This window comes from Erythrobacter sp. HA7-11, assembly GCF_055693605.1.
Window position 1 is genome coordinate 1,635,111 of sequence record NZ_JBVFUF010000002.1, and the last position, 19,089, is coordinate 1,654,199.

Consider the following 19,089-nt stretch of genomic DNA (forward strand, 5'->3'; position numbering starts at 1 on the left):
TCGAATTGGTCCTAATCGACAGAAGTCATTGATAGCGCGCTATTCCGCCTTCAGCGCATGCTCCAGCAAATACTCGTAGTCTTCGCGGCATTGCCGCACGACTTCATGATATTCCCCGGCGAGTTTGGGGATGGGGCCGGGAGCCGAACCAAACCCGGTCGAGGCATTGACCTTGTCATACCAATGTGCGCCCCAAATTCCGTCTTCGGGGAGCGGCCCTTTGGACCACGAAAGCATGGCCGGATCCCAAGCAATGCCAAGGCGTTCACAAAGTATTTTCAGCGTCTTCGACGGATCAGCGAGGATGGTATCGGAGTCGACCACAACCGGCGTCTTTCCGCTTAGTTCGGCAGCAATTTCGAAATATTCTCGCAATTGCGCAAAGCCGAGCATTTCGGCGCGCCGCAACTCGTTCTTTGCGCGATAGCTGGCTACTACCCTCTCGGGCGCGCGGATCAGAAAAGCGTGGCGGTGATTGGGCATATCGCGAATGTCGACTGGTCCGATCATGTGGTGCGGCATATGCTTCTGATACCAGATTGCTGCACCTTCTGGCAGCGCTCCTGATTGGGTCGCAAGCACGCTTTCCCATCCGCAATCCATATTATCAATCGTTTCGACCGCCATCGGATGGGGCTCGCCGCTCGCCTTTAGAAATGCTCCATAAAATGGCTCATCGCTGACGGCGCAATCCGCGCGAGAACCAAAGCTGCGCATCATCGCGGTCGAGATGTTGCGCGGACCGCTCCACATCGCAATTCGTACCGTTGCGCTCATTCGGCGACATCCCGGTCGATCAAATCACGGTAGTGCCCTTGCAGACGCTCAACCGTTGGGCCTCTGCCGTTCGTTAGGATCTTGCTCGTCAACCTCAGTCGCTGGGACGACACCCGCAAATGTTCCGGTGACAAAAGCCTCATCAGCACCATAGACATCGGTCAGCGAGAAGTTCTTCTCGAAGACCGGGATCCCTTGCTCTCGGCAAATCTGAATCACGTTTGAGCGCGTGATCCCGCCAAGGCAATAGTCGCCGCTGGAGGTCCACACTTCTCCGTTACGCACGATGAAGAAGTGGGTGGAATTGCAGGTCGCAACGAAGCCGTGCGGATCAAGCATCAGCGCTTCATCCGCGCCCGCCTGCGTCGCCTGGATGCAGGCGGTAATGCAGTTCAATTTCGAATGTGAGTTGAGTTTTTGGTCCTGCACAGCCGGATCGCCGCGCCTGACATGCACGGTGAAGAGCTTGATGCCGTTCTCGACAGTGCTCGGCAGTGCGGCCTTGTATTCCGGAATAATCACGATCGTCGCGGGCGAGATTACCACGCGAGGGTCTTGATAGGGCGTCGAGCGGATGCCGCGCGTGACCATCAGGCGGATATGGACGCCCTCGCTTTCGCGCATCCCATTGCCATCAATGGTGGCGTAGAGGCGGTCAGAGAGCTCCGTGCAGGAGAGACCGATATCCATCGCGATCGCCTTTGCACCCTCGAACAATCGATCGAGATGCGCTTCGAGAAACGCGATCTTACCCTTGTGGACGCGAAGGCCTTCCCACACGCCATCACCAAGCATGAAACCGCTGTCGAAGACGGAAATACTAGCCTGTGCGCGCGGAACCAGCTCGCCGTTGACGTTGATCAGAATGGTGTCGTTGCGCGGGTCGTACCGCGAAATCATGGGTCCCTTTTGCCATTGCTGCGTTTTAGGGTGCGCTTTGAGGGTGACAACAGCGAAATGTGGCGCTAGCGAGCCTTTCCGACGGACAGTTGGCAGAGTGGTTGAATGCACCGGTCTTGAAAACCGGCAAGGGTGCAAGCCCTTCCAGGGTTCGAATCCCTGACTGTCCGCCACAGTTTCCCTCATTGGAAAGGTGCGTCATGGGCAAGAAGGTTGTACTGATTGGCCTTCACCCGGATGTCGTTGACTGGGATAAGTGGCCGGACCTTTCGCCCGAGAAGCTGATGGAAGGGACGCGCGCGACCGAGCGAGCGCTTGAGAATGAAGGCTTTGATCTTACCATCGGCTTCATCAAGACCGGTGACGAAGGGGCGAAGGAAGCCGAGCAGCTCCTAAAGGACAACAGCTTCGACGTCGTCATGATCGGCGCTGGTGTGCGCAAGGACGATGACCAGTTCCTTTTGTTCGAGAGGCTCCTCAACCTCATCCACAAACTCGCACCAAACGCTCGCATCGCGTTCAACTCGTCGCCAAGTGACACCGTCGAGGCGGTCAAGCGCTGGGCCTAGAAGTGCAGCGCCCGATCATACGCGTCGAGCACGCTTTCATGCATCATCTCTGACAGAGTCGGGTGCGGGAACACCGTCTGCATCAGTTCAGCTTCCGTTGTCTCTAGCTGCTTGCCCACTGTGTAGCCCTGGATCAGCTCGGTCACTTCCGCGCCGATCATGTGCGCGCCGAGCAGCTCTCCGGTCTTCGCATCGAACACCGTCTTGATGAAGCCTTCCGCTTCACCCAGCGCAATCGCCTTGCCATTGCCGATGAAGGGGAAGTTTCCGACCTTCACCTCATGCCCCGCCTCTTTCGCCTTGGCCTCGGTCAAGCCGACGCTGGCGATCTGGGGGTGGCAATAGGTGCAACCCGGGATGTTGTTGCGATCAAGCGGATGCGGATGCACATCCTTATTGCCGAGTTCCTTCGCGATAGCCTCAGCAGCGGTCACGCCCTCATGGCTCGCCTTGTGCGCCAGCCAAGGGCCAGGTGTGCAATCGCCGATCGCCCAAAGCCCTTTCGACTTGGTACGTCCCATCGGGTCAATCCGGATAAAGCCGCGATCCATCTCGGCCAGCTTTTCAAGGCCGATATCCTCGGTGTTCGGTTGAATGCCGATAGCGGTGATGACATGGCTGAACTCGGTCGTCTGGACCTTGCCATCCTTCCCCTTGATCTTGGCGGTGACGCCCTTCGCTCCGACCTTCAGATCCTCGACGCCTGCGCCGGTCATGATCGTCATGCCTTGCTTGATAAGCGACTTCTCGAGGAAGGCCGAGACATCCGCATCCTCGACCGGCACCACGCGATCGAGCATCTCGACCACGGTCACATCGGCACCCATGTCGTTGTAAAAGCTCGCAAACTCGATGCCGATCGCGCCCGATCCGATCACCAGCAACTTGCTCGGCATCTCGGGCGGGACCATGGCATGGCGATAGGTCCAAACCCGCTTCCCATCGGCAGGCGCAAACGGTAGGTCGCGAGCGCGCGCACCGGTGGCCACAATCACATGCTTGGCAGTGAGCTTCTCCTCACCCTTGTCGCCCTTCACGGTCAGCGAGGTCGGTCCGGTCAGCGTCCCCTCCCCCATATGCACCGTGATCTTGTTCTTCTTCATCAGGTGCGTCACGCCCTGATTGAGCTGTTTGGCAACGCCGCGACTGCGCTTCACCACCGCATCAAGGTCAGCCTCAATCGCGCCTGCGACCTTCAAGCCGTAATTCGAAGCATGATCCATGTAGTGCTTGATCTCGGTACGAGCGCAGCAGCGCCTTGGTAGGGATGCACCCCCAGTTGAGGCAGATGCCGCCCAGGTTCTCGCGCTCCACGATCGCTGTCTTCAGCCCGAGCTGCGCGCAGCGGATCGCCGCCACATAGCCGCCAGGGCCCGAACCGAGCACGATCACGTCATAGGATGGATTAGCCATTGAGTATGTCCTTGGGGAGGTGAGGTGTTGAAGCGCGTTTTGACCCGAGACATGGACCGCATGTTACACGGTCCAAAGGCAGAAAAGCACGCTGTTTTTGTTGAAGAATTCCAAAACGGCGAATTGGTGATGTTGGAGACGCGATCTCGGAGATTCTCTGCCATGATTTTGCCGCTATAGGAAAGCGATCAGCCATCGCTCGCCTCCACCGCGCCGACGGCTCGGGGCCGGTCATTCTCGTCGAGAAGCACGAATTTGAACGTGCCTTCAGAAACCTTGGTGATTGCTTCGCCATTGCGTTCGCGCGCGACGCCCTTGGCCAGAATGGTGAGCGACGTATTGCCGGTATTCGTGACCTCGCAATAGACGGAAAGCTCATCGCCGACTTCCATCGCGCCGGGGAAAGTGAAGTCGCTCGCATGCACAACAACTGCTCTGCCCTTGCCCACTCGGCTCGCAAGTGACCCCGCACCAAGCGCCATTTGTGCCATCAACCACCCGCCAAACACCCCGCCGTAAGGGTTGAGATCGCTCGGCATGGCCGTCGCTCGGATCAGAGGCTGTAGGTCAGACATCGCGCCCCTCCCTGACCGGGCGGATAATCCAAAGATGACCCAATATTGCATAGGTGATCGCAGCCACGACGCTTGGCAAACCGAAGGCCAGCATCGCCCCTGCATCGCCGATCGCGAACGAGGCGACTAGCATGACAACCGAAGCAAGCAGGGTAATCAAAACGAGAGTGGAGGGTTTGTGAACCAAATGCTTAGCCGAAAGAAGGAAAATCAAAACTGCTATAGGAAATCCGACCACATAGCTGCCCATCAGAGCGACTGAGAACACTCCGGCTGAATAATCCATCGGGCTGTAATCGCCCCAACCCATGCCAACCTCAACAAACATTGAGATCGCAACCGGCAACCAAGCCGCAATTGCCGCCGCAAATGCGATGACGAAGAATTTTATAATCACCGATGGGATATCGAACTGGGTCATCGGCTAAAGCGGCGAGCTCTGCGCCCTGAGGCTTTGGCTTTCCCCTCCCAGGCGAGCGGAGGAGTTATTAGCGATGGCTTGAGGGGTCAAACCACCAGCCCCATCGGGTTTTCGATCAGGTTGCGGAACTGGTCGAGCAGCTTTGCACCGTCCACCCCGTCAATCGCGCGGTGGTCAAAACTGCCCGTAACACTCATTACGGTCGCCACGTCCAGCGCGCCGTCGACCACATAAGGTCGCTGTTCACCTGCGCCAACGGCAAGGATCATTGCCTGCGGCGGATTGATAACTGCATCGAACTGTTTGGTCCCGAACATGCCGAGATTAGACAGCGAAGCCGTGCCGCCCTGATATTCGTGCGGCTGCAATTTGCCATCGCGCGCTTTGCCCGCAAGCTCTTTCATCTCGGTCGAGATTTCAGCGAGACCCTTGCGTCCGGCGTCCCTGATGATCGGCGTAATGAGGCCAGAAGGCGCTGCCACCGCGACCGAAATGTCTTCGCGCGAATACTGGTGCATCACATCGCCCTGGAATGACACATTACATTGCGGCTCACGCTGAAGCGCGCGCGCCAGGGCCTTGATAATCAGATCATTGACCGACAGCTTCACGCCATCTGGTTCGAGCGACTCGTTTAGCTGCTTGCGCAGTTTGAGTAGCGGATCGAGCCGCACGTCGACGGTCAAATAGATATGCGGAATTTGCTGTTTCGCCTCGGTCAGGCGCCGCGCGATAACCTTGCGCACATTGTTGAGTTTGACCTCTTCGTATGGTGCACCACCATCTTCGGGAGCGATTGAAGGCGTTGGTTTTGCGGCTGGCGCGGCCGCAGCATCGGCTTTCGCCGGAGAACCAGATTTCGCGCCTTCTACGTCGGCTTTGACGATCCGCCCATTGGGACCAGAGCCGGTGATGCCCGCGAGATCCACGCCGTTTTGCTCGGCTATCCGCTTGGCCAAAGGCGAAGCGATCACGCGATCAGATGATGAAGCGGGCTTGGCGGCAGCAGCCGGTTTCGCGGTGGGAGCCGGTTTTGCAGCAGGCTCGTCAGCAGGCTTTTCCTCTTTCGCGGGAGCGGACGCAGGCGCGGCGTCGCCGCTCGGCGCTGCGACATCGCTGGCATCCTCGCCATCCTCGGCAAGCATCGCGATAACCGTGCCGACGGCTACGTTCTCAGTGCCCTCATCGACGAGGATTTGCGCAATCGTGCCTTCGTCGACCGCTTCAAACTCCATCGTCGCCTTGTCGGTCTCGATCTCGGCCATGATGTCGCCAGAGCTGACCTCATCACCCACTTTCACCAGCCATTTGGCGAGCGTCCCCTCTTCCATCGTCGGCGACAGAGCGGGCATCTTCAGTTCAATCGGCATAAAGTGGTCAATTCCCTAAGGTCATGCGTTGCAAATCCCGTGTGACGAATTCGGCCCGCGCGGGCAAGACCTTGCATACGAAACCATTTGATTGGATACCACCGTGAGGGGAGCCAAATCTATGCGTACATTTCTGGTTGTGATGGATGAAAGCGAAGAGGCGCGCGCTGCCTTGCGCTATGCGGCGCGCCGCGCGGTGGCGGTGCAAGGTTCCGTGCACATCCTCGCTTTGGTCCCTCAGCAGAACGTCAGCGCATTTGGCGCGGTGCAGGCGACGATCGAGCAGGAAGCTCATGACCGCGCGGAGATGCTGGCGCACGGCATCGGCGGCAATCTGCTCGCAGAAAGCGGAATTATGCCGACTATCTCGGTGAAAGTCGGCAAAGGTCAGCAGATTGTGAGCGAATTCCTCAAAGCGCATCAGGAAGTCGCAGCCTTGGTGCTTGGCGCGGCGTCGGGCAGCGCTCCGGGCCCATTGGTTACGCACTTTTCAGCGCATGCGGGCGATCTGCCCTGCCCGCTATATGTCATTCCCAACAACTATGATGAGACCGCAGCCGAGCACGAAGCATAGACGTGATTGCGGCTATAATTCGCTCAGGTCAGCGTTCCGCGTGTGGGATAATCGTTTTCGAGAATGTAATCGATACCTTGCAATAGGTCGTCAAGCGGCGGGCGTGAAAACGGCGCGTTCTGGGTCGCGGCAAAATAGAGCGAGCCGTCGGGCCGGACGAGAAACAGGCCTGGTTCGGAGAAGACCTCTGGTTCATCGCTGCCTTCGCGTTTCTGCGAGATGTAGAGGCCCCAAGCACGGGCGTCTTCTTCGCTGAGGCTATGAGCAAGCGGCACATCGCCCGTTTTCCATTCCTCGTGCACAGTTTGCGCACGTTCTGGACTGTCCATCGAGACGGCAAACACGTTGATTCCGCGTTTGGTGAATTCATTCAGTTTGCCGGACAGAGTCTCCAACTGGTTACGGCATACCGGACAATGCTTACCTCGGTAAAACACCAGCATTGTGAAGTTTTCCGGATCCTGCTTCGACAGGTCGAAACGGGCATCGATGGTCAGTGGCAGGTCGAGATTCGGGACCTTCTGGCCGGGCTTGAGCATTTGTCTTCTCCTTTGAGAAACAAATGACTAAGCGTGCGAGCCGTTCCGAGATCAGCTGCGGCCTAGCGCTTCTTGCCCCGTCCCTGATGGCGGATGTTGCCGGGTCGTGCCGCGTTTGCCGGCCATATACTTGCCCTTCCTTTGCCCACCCTTTTTGAAGCTCGGCTTGCCGCGGCGCGGCGGCGGTCTATTGCCGCGCGGCTCAATCGCCTTGCCATCGGCATCGACGGGTACGAATTTGAGCGCGCCGGTGAGAGCGTTGGATTCCGCCAATTGCAGCGTGAGTTTGTCGCCGGGCGCGTAGGTCGTGCCGCTGTCCTCGCCGACCAGTCTTTGCGCGGCTTCCTCATAGCGGAAGTGCTCTGCACCCAGCGTTGAGACCGGGACAAGCCCGTCGCCACCCATCCCCACAATGGTCGCAAAAAAGCCAAAGCTTTGCACACCGGTAATGCGCGTTTCGAAATTCTCGCCGACGCGTCCCGAAAGCCATGCCGCGACATAGCGATCGATTGTATCGCGCTCGGCCTCCATCGCGCGCCTCTCGGTCTGGCTGATGGCGTCTGTGATCTGTTGCAGATTGGTGCGGTCGCGATCCGAAAGGCCGCTGGTTTCTGGGAGGCCCACCCTAGGTTTGGATTGTTCAAGCTTGTACGCATCCACCAGCGCGCGGTGCACCAGCAGGTCGGCATAGCGGCGAATGGGCGAGGTAAAGTGCGCGTAGGAGCCGAGCGCCAAGCCGAAATGGCCGGAATTGGCAGGGCCGTAATAAGCCTGCATCTGACTGCGCAGCACCGCCTCCATCACCTGCGCTTTTTCGTCCTCGTCGCTCACATCCTTGAGCATGCGGTTGAACAGGCTCGGCGTGATAACCTGGCCCAGCGCGAGCTTCTGCCCAAAGGTTTCGAGGTAGTCGCGCAGCGCCATCAGCTTTTCCCGGCTCGGCTGTTCGTGCACGCGATAGACGACGGGCGAATTCTTCGCCTCCAGCGCTTTCGCCGCGGCGACATTGGCGGCGATCATGAAGTCCTCAACCACGCGGTGCGCATCGAGGCGTTCGCGCACAGCAATTTCCTGAATTTGCCCCGCATCATCAAGCACAACGCGGCGCTCGGGCAATTCCAGATTGAGCGGATCGCGCGCTTCCCGCGCCGCCGCCAGCGCCTTCCACGCCGCCCACAAATGCTGGAGATATTCGGGCGCATCGCCGCCGTCTATCGCCGCCTGAGCGTCCTCATAAGGCATGTTGTGATGGATGCGGACAATCGCGCGGGTGAAGCGGTGGCTGGTCACCTTACCCTTGGCATTGATCCGTAAGTGGCACGCCATCGCCGCGCGGTCCTCTCCTTCGCGCAAAGAGCAGACATCGGCGGAGAGAATCTCGGGCAGCATCGGCACGACCCGGTCCGGGAAATAGACCGAGTTGCCGCGCTTTCGTGCTTCGCGATCGAGCGCGCCGCCAGGCCTCACATAATATGACACGTCCGCAATGGCGACGAACGCCTTGAAGCCGCCTTCGCCATCAGGTTCAGCCCAGATCGCGTCGTCATGGTCGCGCGCGTCCGCCGGGTCGATTGCGACGATGGGCAGATCACGCAGGTCCTCGCGCTTCTCATCAGACAGGGTGAGTTCGGTTGCGCGCTCCGCCTCTTCCATAACCTCGGAAGGGAAAGTGTGCGGGATGCCGTGTTTCGCAATCGCGATCAGGCTGAAGCTCTTGGGCGCAAGCGGATCGCCAATGACCTCTACCACCTTCACGCCCGCGCGCTCCGACCGCCCTACCCGCTCGCACAGCACCAACTGCCCTTCCTCGGCCTCGCCCAGATCAGCGATAAGAGAGGAATTGCGGATGCGCTTATCTACCGGCGCGAGCCAAGCCTTGCCGCTGCCATCCTTCTCGACCACGCCGAGCAAGCCTTCGCTGCGCGCGGGTAGCTTCTTCATCGGATGCGCGATCCACCCGCTATCGGTCTCTTCGGTGCGCGAAAGCACACGGTCGCCGCGCTTCAATGCCGCCATCGCCTTACCGCGCGGGCCGCGCTGTTCCTTCATTGTCAGACGCGGGGGCTTATCCGGCGCATCGGGCGCCCAATTTTCGGGGACAGCTATTGCCTCTCCATCTTCAATCTCGACGACCTTGAGCACGGTGACTTTCGGCACGCCCCCCATCCGGTGATAGGCGGTCTTCTTGCCGTCAATCAGCCCCTCTTCAGCCATATCCCGGAGCAGGCGCTTGAGCGCGATCTTTTCCTGCCCCTTCAGGCCAAAAGCGCGCGCGATCTCCCGCTTACCCGCAGGACCATCAGCGGTCTGGATGAATTCAAGGATTTGTGCCTTTGACGGCATGCCTACTGGTCGGCGAGTGGGACGTTTTGCCATAGAACTGCGCCTATGGACGCGAAGCTACTCGCTGTCACCTTCCGGCTGCGCGACAGGCGCGAAAGCGCCGCCGGGAACAGCGCTAGAAACAGGCGAGCAGTAATCTCCTTTGCACGATGCAACGCCGAACAGCCAATCATCCCCGCGCAGCGGAACAGACACCGTGAAAGATGAATTGTAGCGCCCATCGACAAGGTCGCGAATGTCTTCGCCCTTAGTGCCATTAGGCAGAACCTTGCGCCAATACGGCTCGTCAGTCCGGCGGGCTTTGATGATGTAGCGGTCCGCACCTTCGACCCGGTCCCACTTGAGCTCCGTATCCACCCGAACAGCAGCATCAGCAGTTACCGCGGGCGGCATCGGCGCCATCGCCAGCAATTGCAGTGCCTGAACGTTCAACACTGACGCGCGCCTCAAGTAGTCAAAGTCGAGTTCATCAACCGTATCGCCGTAGGTGATGCCATTCTCGGTGCGCAAATCCTGATGCTGGTGCTCGTAATCCTCGACCGAGACTGCGATGCGCAGGGCCGGATAACCCCTGTCGAGGAACGGGATCTGGTCCCCGCCTCGCCCCATCCGATCGGTCCGCCAAATCTGCCGCACTTGCATCCCTTGCGGATTGGCCGCAGCAACATCGCCCAGCCAGCGAGCAAGATTGCGGCCCGGCATGTCGTTCTCTCCGCCAAAGCGGCGCTGGCGTGCGCGCAATCGCTCGGTTGAATCTGCGCGCGGTCCTTCCGAGAAAACGCGCACATGCTCATAGTCGCAATAGCCATCCGAGCCGCATGCGCTGCCGATCATGTCGTTGTTGAGCACGGCCTTCACCGTCATGCCCTGCTCGCCGACCCAATCAGCAAGGATTTGCGCGCCGTAGAGCCCCTGCTCCTCGCCGGTCAGCAAAGCGTAGATGATGGTCGAAGGATATTGTTGTTTTGAAAGGATGCGCGAGGCTTCAAGGATCATCACACTGCCCGACCCATCGTCATTCGCGCCCGGCGCATCGTCCGTTCCGTTCAAAGGGTCGGTGACGCGGCTGTCATAGTGACCTTGAACGATGATGACCTCATTGGGTCTTTCAGTCCCGCGCTGGATAGCGACGGCGTTGCGGACAAGCGTATCGATGGGAATGCGGCGACCATCGTACCGGGATGACCCGCTCGACAGACTGCACTTCGAGACAATCCTCGCACTTCGCTCCAATCCGGCGGAACTCATCGAGCGCCCAGTTAACCGCCGCGCCAATTCCGCGTTTGGGATCGGTTTGGCTCGACAATGTGTGCCGCGTGCCAAAGCTGACAATCGTGTCCATATCCGCACGCAGGCGCTCTTCGGAAACGAGCGATGAAAGGTCGATCCGCACCGGTGTCGGGCCGAGCGGAGACGGCGTGCCGTAATTGGTTATCGAACGCTCTTGCTCGTAACGCTCGTCCTCGGTCAATTCCCTCGCGCCATCAGCGGCGTCTTGAGCGGTGGCTGATGGTGCAAGGAGTGCTAGCGGCGCGGCTGCGAGGATGAGTTTTTTCATGCCTCGCTTTTTTGCCGGTTTCACGCAGCAAAGCAACCGCGCGTGCTGCTATGCTTTTGTGGGGAACACCCCGCAGACAATCACGACCAGATAACCGATCCAGCCGATCAATCCTGAACCAGCGCTCGACATCGCCATCTCGTTCATCGCGTCGACGTTACCGCTGGCCATGACTTCGGCCATTTCATCGACAATCGCAACGCCGGCATAGGCGCTGTAAAGCGCGGTCACAACCGGAACAGCAGCGATAAACACTGGCAGGCCCGCATCACGCAATCTCCGAACAAAAGCCGCGATGATGAGGCAAAGAGCGAAGACGGTCAGGCCGACGCCGATCCATGCCTGGGTCGAGAGACTGCCGGCCATGTTTTGCATCATTTCAGTCTGAATTTGTGTTTCGTCCGCTCCGGAACCAGCGGCAGCAATTACTCCGCCCATCGAGGACGCAGCGAAAACCAGGCCAGAAATGAACGAAAGAATGAAATTGATGATCACAACCAGCAGAACCCACCACCAAAAGGTTGGTCGATCGTCGCGCCCGTCGAAATTGGTCAAATTTGCCAAGCAATGTTTGATTGCGTCACCCACCGTCACTCTCCCTAAACTTAGTAAGCCCGCGCGATAAGTATCCGTTCAACCGCTGGTTCACCAGTGAAGATACATGCGCCATCCACCGTTGCGCTATCGCGCGGTACGTTGCGGAAGGTCAGCTTGAGCTCTTTCAACTGCTCGACAACCTTTTCGAGCGCTGCGCCGGTTGGCTTCGACCACTGCACTTCGACCCAGCCGGGATATTTGCCGCCCTTCTCGAAATGCTCCGAAACAGCGCTCCATTCGGTCACGCAGCGGGTGATATTGGCATCGCGACGCTCGCGCGCTTCGTCGAACAGGTTCGACTGAATGTCCTCGAGCATCGCACCGATCTCGCCCGCGACATCATCGTGCTTCGGTGCAGCAAAAGCGACTTTGCCGTTCTCAGGATTCCACATTTTGTCGCGGCGCAGCAAGCTGACGACTCCAGCCTCAATATCGCGACCGCCGACCTCAATGATGACAGGAGCACCTTTGCGCACCCAGTCCCAACGCTTGGCAGTAGCCTTACCCGGTGCAGTGTCGAGCCAAACGCGCGTCTTCTCGCCGAGGGCGGTGGTGGCGACGAGCTGCTTGTGCAATTCGCAGCAATATTCGAGCAACGCTTCGTCTTCGGGCTTGTCGCGCAGCATCGGCAGGATGATCACTTGATACGGTGCAATCGCAGGCGGCACTCGCAGACCATCATCGTCGCCATGCGTCATGATCACGCCGCCGACCATGCGGGTTGAAACGCCCCAGCTGGTCGTATGGCAATATTGCTGAGTGCCTTCGCGGTCCTGATATTGGATGCCCGCAGCTTCAGAAAAGTTAGTGCCGAGATAGTGGGAAGTGCCGGCTTGCAGCGCTTTACCGTCCTGCATCATCGCTTCGATTGACCAGGTTTCGACCGCACCGGGGAAGCGCTCATTCTCGGGCTTCTCACCAGCGATTACCGGCATGGCGAGATCTTCCTCAGCGCAGGCGCGATACATCTCGAGCGCACGGTGCGTTTCTTCCAATGCCTGCTCGCGGTTCTCATGCGCGGTGTGCCCCTCCTGCCAAAGGAATTCGCTGGTGCGCAGGAACATGCGTGTGCGCATTTCCCAGCGCACGACGTTTGCCCATTGGTTGGTCAGCAGCGGCAGATTGCGCCAACTCTGGATCCAGCGTGCCATCGCATCGCCGATGATCGTTTCCGAAGTTGGACGCACGACCAAAGGCTCTTCCAATTTCGCCTCGGGATCGGGGATCAGACCGCCCTTCTCATCCGCAATCAGGCGGTGGTGTGTGACAACCGCCATTTCCTTGGCAAAGCCGTCAACATGCTCGGCTTCACGCTCAAAGTTCTTGAGCGGGATGAACAGCGGAAAATAGCAGTTTTGCACGCCATCAGCCTTGATCCGGTCATCAAGCAAGCGCTGGATGCGCTCCCAAATGCCATAGCCCCATGGCTTGATAACCATGCAACCGCGCACGCCCGACTCTTCGGCAAGGTCGGCTTCGGCAATGACGGTCTGATACCATTTGGCGAAATCATCTTCGCGCTTCACGTTTAAGGCGTGGCGAATGTTGGACACGAAAGTGTTCCCTCTAGTCTGTATATGTCGAGGCCTGCGCTAAGGCTGGGCCTTGATTTTGGCAATCGCTCAACGCGGGCTATTTGCTAAGTTCGTCGAGCTTCTTTTGCATAGCCGCCATCTGTTCACGCAGCGCCGCAATTTCACTGTTCTCATCTTTTGCCGCCGGCTTGGCCGATTTGCCCTTGTTCGCCGCAGGCTCGCGCTTCGCCATACCTGGCATCAAGGCACCGGCGGCTGCACGCATCACCGCCATATTGGTTTCGTGAATGGCGGTCAGCGGATTGTTGGCCAAGCCGCTTTCAAACGCCTCGCGAATCTTGGACTGGTTCTCGCGGAAGTTGGTCATGCTGGCTTCGAGGTAAGACGGCATAAGCGCCTGCATCGAATTGCCATACATGCCAATCAATTGCCGCAGGAAACTGACCGGGAGCATCTGCTCGCCATTGGCCTCTTCATCCATGATGATCTGCGTGAGGATCGAATGCGTGATGTCATCCCCAGACTTGGCATCAAGCACCTGGAACTCGACATTGTCGCGCACCATCTTCGCAAGGTCATCCAGCGTGATGTAGCTTGACGAGCTTGTATTGTAGAGCCGCCGGTTGGCGTATTTCTTGATGATGACCGCGTCGCCCGATCCCGTGCCTTTCGGCTTTCCGCTTTTTGCCTTGCCTGCCATTTGAATTTCCTATGCGTTGCCCCGAATTAATGCACTTAGCACCTGCACAATGTGCAGTGCAACATGCGCGTTCAACTTAACGCAGGCGCTGTCCCAAAACGGTGAGCAATTCATATTGCGAAAGGCCAGATTGTTGCGCAGCATGGGGCAGGTCATAAGGCACGCTGAGCCAATCCCCTTCGCGCGTTTCGGGCGCATTGATGAGGTCCACCACAACCATGTCCATCGAGACTTTGCCGAGCAGGTCGAGCTTCGCTTCGCCGCGCAGCAAATAGCTGCCTGTGCGTCCGTCGACATTGCCCCAACAGCGCAAGAACCCATCCGCGTAGCCAAGCGAGACAACTCCGACGCGCATGTCATGTTCAGCGGTAAACTCGCCGTTGTAGCCAACGCGGTCTCCTGCGCTCAGCTGCCGGATTTGGATTATGGCGGCCTCAGGAAATGCGACCTGCTTGATATGGTGCGCAAGCTCAGGCCGCGCGATGCCGCCGTACAGCGCAAGGCCCGGCCTTGTCAGATCGAACGCGAAATCCTCGCCCAAACCAACGCCAGCACTATTAGCCAAACTCAGCGTATTGTGCGCAATATGCTGCGCAGCATTCTGAAACAATGCGAGCTGGTTTGCGTTGGTTTCACTGTCCTCGTCAGCGCTGGCGAGATGCGACATCAGCACGTCTACCTCTAGTCCTTGGATTACCTGATCGCTCACCTCTGTTGGAGCGATACCGAGGCGATTGATGCCGGTGTCGATCATCAGGTGGCAGCGGCCTCCCCCACTCTCGACCCAGCGCTTCGCCTGCTCCACGGAGTTGATCACCGGGATTACTCCGACGTCTCTCGCATAGGCACAATCAGCCTCGTTCAAAGGACCATGCAGTACCGCAATCGAGGACGGATCGACGTGCTGCGCCGCAGCGGCAACTTCGATCCAATGCGCGACAAAGAAATGCCGCGCGCCGGCATCGCGCAAGGTCGGCAGGCAATTGTCGATGCCGAGACCGTAGCAATCCGCCTTGATCGCCGCGCCCGCTTGAGCAGGGCCCGAAAGGCGATCAAGCGCGCGCCAGTTGCTCGCCAACGCCTCACGATCAATCCTTAGCCGCAGAGTGGCCGGCGGGGCGCTAAACGACATCGTCGGCGAAGTCTTGCGGCGGTCCGTCTGGCAGTCCCCACCAAGCGATCACGACGCCGAATGCCACCACGATCCAGGTATACCAAAGTCCCGAATAGACATTGCCTGTGCTGGCCACGATGATCCCGGAGATTAGCGGCAGGAAGCCGCCGAGATAGCCTGCGCCGATGTGGTAGGGGATCGACATCGAGGAATAGCGGATGCGCGGCGGAAACATTTCGGAAAGCAGCGCCGCAACCGAGCCGTAGGTCAAAGCCGACAGCACACCCAATGCGAGTAGCATCGCGATAATGCCGAGGATATTGAGAAGCGGCGGAACCTGCCGTTCAAAGTCGAAACCATATGGCGTGAGCGCGGCTTGCAAGCCCCCTGTTCGCGCTGCGCCATCATCCAACCAGGCTGGATCAATCGCCACTGCATCACCCGCAACGCTGAAGCCAAGCTGCTCGCTCTCCTCTACCGTGTAAGCGACGCCGCTCGCAATCAAAGTACCCAGGACCTTGCCGCAGTCAGACGGCTCACGGTCAAGCAGTTCCGCAAACGGATCGGTCACACATTGCTGACCCGAGACGACAACGGGGCTGCGTTCTGCCGCCTCAGCGAGAGCGGGGTTCGCTAGCGAGCCCATCGTCCAGAAAATCGGAAAAAGCAGCGCCAAAGATGCCAGCGCACCGATGATGATCGGTTTCTTGCGCCCGACTCTGTCCGACCATTTGCCGACCACCAAATAAAAGCCCATCGATATCAGGCCGGCAATCAGCAGGATGATCTCGACCGTCAATTCATCGAGCCGCATGTCCCCTTTGAGGAACGACAGGCTGGAGAAGAACGCGGTGTACCAAATGGTCGTGAGAATGCCGGCGACACCGAACAGCGCGACAAAAATGCGTTTCTTGTTCCCGGGATAAGTGAAGCTTTCGACGAAGGGATTCCCCGACGTCTCACCCGCCTCTTTCATCGCCTTGAACACAGGGCTTTCAGACAGTTTGAAGCGCATCCACAGCGAGATCGCAAGCAGGATGATCGAGAGCAGGAATGGCACGCGCCATCCCCATGCGTTGAAATCATCCTCCGGGATAATCGCGCGGCAGGCCAAAACCACGATGATAGACAGCACAAAGCCGCCGACGACGCTCGCCTGGATGAAACTGGTGTAGAACCCGCGTTTCTCTGGCGGGGCGTGTTCTGCCACATAGATCGCCGCGCCGCCATATTCTCCGCCCAAGGCCAGACCTTGGATAACGCGCAGAAAGATCACAATAAGCGGTGCGATAAAGACGTATCCGGGGCCGAAATTCTGCTCAAGATAACCAACCGTCGGGATCAAGCCGACCGCAGCGGTGGCAATCCCCATCAGGGTCACCGTTACTAGAAACGTGTATTTGCGTCCTAATCTGTCGCCAAGAAAGCCGAACAACACCGCACCAATCGGGCGGAATGCAAAACCAACCGCGAAGGTGGACCAAACCAGCAAGAGCCCAAGAGTGGGATCATCAACGTCGTAAAACGCATCTTTTAGGATGTAAGCCAGCGTGCCGTAGATGAAGAAGTCGTACCATTCGAAAATGGTGCCGGCGCTGCTCGCACCGATAACCAGCTTTATCTCTTTTTCGCTCGGTTCGCGCCCGGCCAGCGCCGCTGCTTCTGCCATATGCCTCGCAATCCTCTCCTCGCAGCTGCGCTGATGGCAGCCTTTATGCTTGACGCACTAGCTGCTTGCTTCGGACGAGGAAAGCGCTTCGCGAGCAGCATTCCACACGAGCAGCAAAGCGCCGTGCCGCGCAGGGTGGTCTTTGGCTGCGGCGAGTGCGTCAAAATCGGGCCAATCGGGCATTGGGCCGTCGCGTTCGAGCCAAACCTTGATTGTTTCCTCGGTCCGAATGATGCTGGCGCGATCGCGTCCGGTCGTATGAGCCGCAAAGATCGCCGCCGAAGATTGACCGATTGCGCAAGCGGACACTTGCATTCCAACCCGCTCGATCAGCCCATTTGCGTCAATTTCGAGGCCGAGTTTTATCGCGCTGCCGCAAGTTCTTGACCGCGCTTCGGTGAGCATTGGGAAATCCGGATTGAGCGGATAATCCGCGAGACTGGTTGCCAGAGAAAGCAGCTGCGGAGTGTAGAGCTTTGCGGCGCTGTTCGTGCTCACTAGCGGGAATCTTCTTCAGCCGCTTCTTCCTCTTCCTTGATCAGCCGAGCGCGGCGTTCGGCTATCATCTGCACCATCTCGCGCGAAAACGCATCGACCGCAGGATAAGTGCGCGCAGTAGCGATCCAGGTCGGGCGGCCTTTGTATCCCCAGACCGTGTCGAAACCGAGGACGAGTACAGAGAAAGCGATGACTACAATCAGCGAGCCTTTGACCGCGCCGAAGCCAAATCCCAAAACGCGATCAATTGGGCCAAGGATCGAGTTGCGCGAGGCTTCGCCCGCATTATTCGCGATGACGCGCATCGCCGCATAGGGGATCAGAAGTAGCAGCGCGAAGGCCAGAATCGAGGTCGCAGGCTCCGCATTGTAATATTCGCGCAAAGCATCCGTCAGCGGAGTGTGCAGATAATAGATCGCAAAGGCCGCAAGGATCCACGCCGCAAGCGACAACACTTCCTGAACCAAACCGCGCAGGAAACCGCCAATCGCGGCGACGCCAACGATGATGAGAACGATAATGTCAAAGCCCGTCATGGCTCAGCGATTTATTGCGTCCCCACCACGTGGTCAACGAGGTTGGCGAGTTGTCCCAAGCCGCGATAATTGAGCTTCGATGACTTGAGCTTACCATCCGACGGGCCGTAACCGCTGCTAAAGCCCAGCTTTGCTGCTTCGCGCAGGCGCAGATCACCATGCGCCACCGGGCGGATTTCGCCCGCGAGCGAGACCTCCCCAAACCACACTGATTTCTCCGGGAGCGGCTTGTCTGACAGCGCCGAGATCAGCGCAGCTGCGACAGCCAAGTCTGCCGCCGGGTCCGACAAGCGGTATCCACCTGCAATGTTCAAATAGACTTCCGCTGACGAAAAGTTCAGCCCGCATCGCGATTCCAAAACTGCCAGCAGCATGGCGAGCCTGCCATTGTCCCACCCGACCACTGCACGTCGCGGGGTCGCTCCGGATTGCAAACGCACAATCAGCGCCTGAATTTCGACCAGCACTGGCCGCGTCCCTTCGAGCGCTGGAAAAACCGCACTGCCAGCAAGTGGCTGATCGCGCCCAGACAGGAACAGCATGGAAGGATTGCTTACCTCATGCAGCCCTTCGGTTTCCATCGAGAAGACGCCAATCTCATCGACCGCACCAAAGCGATTCTTGAGCGCACGCAGTATGCGATATTGATGGCTGCGTTCGCCTTCAAAGCTCATCACCACATCGACCATATGCTCGAGCACGCGTGGGCCAGCAATATTGCCGTCCTTGGTCACATGTCCGACAAGTACCAGCGCGGTGCCGTTTTCCTTGGCGTAGCGGATCAGCTCAAGAGCGCAGCCCCGCACTTGGCTGACCGTGCCCGGCGCACCTTCAATCGTGTCGGAATGCATCGTCTGGATCGAATCAATCACGAGCAGAGCGGGCGGCTCCCCCGCCCCCAAGGTCGTCAGAATATCGCGCACCGAGGTTTCCGAAGCGAGGCGGATCGGCGCATCGGCAATGCCCAGGCGGCTCGCACGCAAACAGAATCTGCCCCGAGGCCTCTTCCCCGCTGACATAGACAACATCGCCCCCTGCCCGCGCGATTGTCGCCGCAGTCTGAATCAGCAAAGTCGATTTGCCGATTCCCGGATCGCCGCCCATCAACACAGCAGAGCCGGGCACCAAGCCTCCCCCTAGCGCGCGGTCAAACTCGGCCAAGCCAGTCGCTCTGCGTTTAGGAAGCTCGGTCGGGCGGTCGAGCGACACAAACTCAAGCGCCCGCCCGCCACGCGACAGATCATGCTTTTGCGAGAACACCGTAGCCGGCGCATCTTCGGTTATCGTGTTCCACTCTAAACAATCAGGGCATTGCCCCTGCCATTTTTGCGAAACCGAGCCGCAATTGGCGCAAACATATCGTCTTTTGGTCTTGGCCATGCGCGAATCTTTAAGCGGAAC

Annotated in this window: 17 protein-coding genes, 1 tRNA gene and 3 pseudogenes; 3 read left to right on the top strand and 18 right to left on the bottom strand. The window is 58.6% G+C overall.

Annotated features, from left to right (window positions below; genetic code table 11):
- Positions 1-39 precede the first annotated feature (39 nt).
- Entirely contained in the window at positions 40-777 is a 738-nt protein-coding gene (locus ACZ1GU_RS08435) for a sulfotransferase-like domain-containing protein (RefSeq protein ID WP_472647576.1), read from the bottom strand.
- 48 nt (positions 778-825) lie between these two features.
- Positions 826-1,677, bottom strand: coding sequence for an aminotransferase class IV (locus ACZ1GU_RS08440; RefSeq protein WP_472647577.1), 852 nt, complete (start codon positions 1,675-1,677; stop codon positions 826-828).
- Positions 1,678-1,760: 83 nt separating this feature from the next.
- On the opposite strand from ACZ1GU_RS08440, the gene ACZ1GU_RS08445 reads away from it, so the two are divergent.
- Both ACZ1GU_RS08445 and ACZ1GU_RS08450 read left to right on the top strand, forming a co-directional pair.
- A tRNA-Ser gene (locus tag ACZ1GU_RS08445) sits at positions 1,761-1,850 on the top strand.
- 27 nt (positions 1,851-1,877) lie between these two features.
- Entirely contained in the window at positions 1,878-2,246 is a 369-nt protein-coding gene (locus ACZ1GU_RS08450) for a hypothetical protein (RefSeq protein ID WP_472647578.1), read from the top strand.
- Here ACZ1GU_RS08450 and lpdA read toward each other — a convergent pair.
- From lpdA to ACZ1GU_RS08470, 4 genes and pseudogenes are all read right to left on the bottom strand, one after another.
- Positions 2,243-3,659 (bottom strand): annotated as a pseudogene (lpdA, locus tag ACZ1GU_RS08455) (dihydrolipoyl dehydrogenase). The gene ACZ1GU_RS08450 and the pseudogene lpdA overlap by 4 nt on opposite strands.
- Before the next feature lie 188 nt (positions 3,660-3,847).
- On the bottom strand, positions 3,848-4,234 hold the full coding sequence (locus ACZ1GU_RS08460) for an acyl-CoA thioesterase (RefSeq protein WP_472647579.1): 387 nt from the start codon (positions 4,232-4,234) through the stop codon (positions 3,848-3,850).
- Positions 4,227-4,655, bottom strand: coding sequence for a hypothetical protein (locus ACZ1GU_RS08465; RefSeq protein WP_472647580.1), 429 nt, complete (start codon positions 4,653-4,655; stop codon positions 4,227-4,229). The genes ACZ1GU_RS08460 and ACZ1GU_RS08465 overlap by 8 nt, the downstream gene beginning before the upstream one ends.
- 86 nt (positions 4,656-4,741) lie before the next feature.
- On the bottom strand, positions 4,742-6,025 hold the full coding sequence (locus tag ACZ1GU_RS08470; RefSeq protein ID WP_472647581.1) for a pyruvate dehydrogenase complex dihydrolipoamide acetyltransferase: 1,284 nt from the start codon (positions 6,023-6,025) through the stop codon (positions 4,742-4,744).
- Between the two features lie 121 nt (positions 6,026-6,146).
- Between ACZ1GU_RS08470 and ACZ1GU_RS08475 the strand changes: the two genes are divergently transcribed.
- The gene (locus ACZ1GU_RS08475) at positions 6,147-6,599 is read left to right on the top strand and encodes a universal stress protein (protein WP_472647582.1); all 453 of its coding nucleotides are present in this window, start codon (positions 6,147-6,149) and stop codon (positions 6,597-6,599) included.
- Positions 6,600-6,622: 23 nt separating this feature from the next.
- Here ACZ1GU_RS08475 and ACZ1GU_RS08480 read toward each other — a convergent pair whose 3' ends face one another.
- From ACZ1GU_RS08480 to radA, 12 genes and pseudogenes are all read right to left on the bottom strand, one after another.
- Positions 6,623-7,138, bottom strand: a complete 516-nt coding sequence (locus ACZ1GU_RS08480; RefSeq protein ID WP_472647583.1) for a peroxiredoxin-like family protein — start codon at positions 7,136-7,138, stop codon at positions 6,623-6,625.
- A 62-nt stretch (positions 7,139-7,200) separates the two neighbouring features.
- Positions 7,201-9,514, bottom strand: a pseudogene (gene rnr, locus ACZ1GU_RS08485) (ribonuclease R).
- A 24-nt stretch (positions 9,515-9,538) separates the two neighbouring features.
- Positions 9,539-10,696: a M28 family peptidase gene (locus ACZ1GU_RS08490; RefSeq protein WP_472648739.1), complete on the bottom strand. Its 1,158-nt coding sequence runs from the start codon at positions 10,694-10,696 to the stop codon at positions 9,539-9,541.
- Complete coding sequence (locus ACZ1GU_RS08495; protein WP_472647584.1) at positions 10,590-11,039, bottom strand: hypothetical protein; 450 nt, start codon at positions 11,037-11,039, stop codon at positions 10,590-10,592. Before ACZ1GU_RS08495 ends, ACZ1GU_RS08490 begins: the two co-directional genes overlap by 107 nt.
- Positions 11,040-11,087: 48 nt before the next feature.
- Positions 11,088-11,627: a DUF805 domain-containing protein gene (locus tag ACZ1GU_RS08500; protein ID WP_472647585.1), complete on the bottom strand. Its 540-nt coding sequence runs from the start codon at positions 11,625-11,627 to the stop codon at positions 11,088-11,090.
- A gap of 17 nt (positions 11,628-11,644) precedes the next feature.
- Complete coding sequence (gene proS, locus ACZ1GU_RS08505) at positions 11,645-13,189, bottom strand: proline--tRNA ligase (RefSeq protein WP_472647586.1); 1,545 nt, start codon at positions 13,187-13,189, stop codon at positions 11,645-11,647.
- Between the two features lie 79 nt (positions 13,190-13,268).
- Positions 13,269-13,871 carry a polyhydroxyalkanoate synthesis repressor PhaR gene (phaR, locus tag ACZ1GU_RS08510; RefSeq protein WP_472647587.1) on the bottom strand — a complete coding sequence of 201 codons (603 nt, stop codon included), beginning with the start codon at positions 13,869-13,871 and terminating at the stop codon, positions 13,269-13,271.
- A 76-nt stretch (positions 13,872-13,947) separates the two neighbouring features.
- Positions 13,948-15,003, bottom strand: coding sequence for an alanine racemase (gene alr, locus ACZ1GU_RS08515; protein ID WP_472647588.1), 1,056 nt, complete (start codon positions 15,001-15,003; stop codon positions 13,948-13,950).
- A complete protein-coding gene (locus ACZ1GU_RS08520; RefSeq protein WP_472647590.1) occupies positions 14,993-16,654 on the bottom strand; it encodes an MFS transporter in 1,662 nt (553 codons plus the stop codon). The genes alr and ACZ1GU_RS08520 overlap by 11 nt, the downstream gene beginning before the upstream one ends.
- Before the next feature lie 57 nt (positions 16,655-16,711).
- The gene (locus ACZ1GU_RS08525) at positions 16,712-17,152 is read right to left on the bottom strand and encodes an iron-sulfur cluster assembly scaffold protein (protein WP_472647591.1); all 441 of its coding nucleotides are present in this window, start codon (positions 17,150-17,152) and stop codon (positions 16,712-16,714) included.
- On the bottom strand, positions 17,152-17,688 hold the full coding sequence (locus ACZ1GU_RS08530; protein ID WP_472647592.1) for a CvpA family protein: 537 nt from the start codon (positions 17,686-17,688) through the stop codon (positions 17,152-17,154). The genes ACZ1GU_RS08525 and ACZ1GU_RS08530 overlap by 1 nt, the downstream gene beginning before the upstream one ends.
- 11 nt (positions 17,689-17,699) lie before the next feature.
- Positions 17,700-19,068 (bottom strand): annotated as a pseudogene (radA, locus tag ACZ1GU_RS08535) (DNA repair protein RadA).
- Between the last annotated feature and the right edge of the window lie 21 nt (positions 19,069-19,089).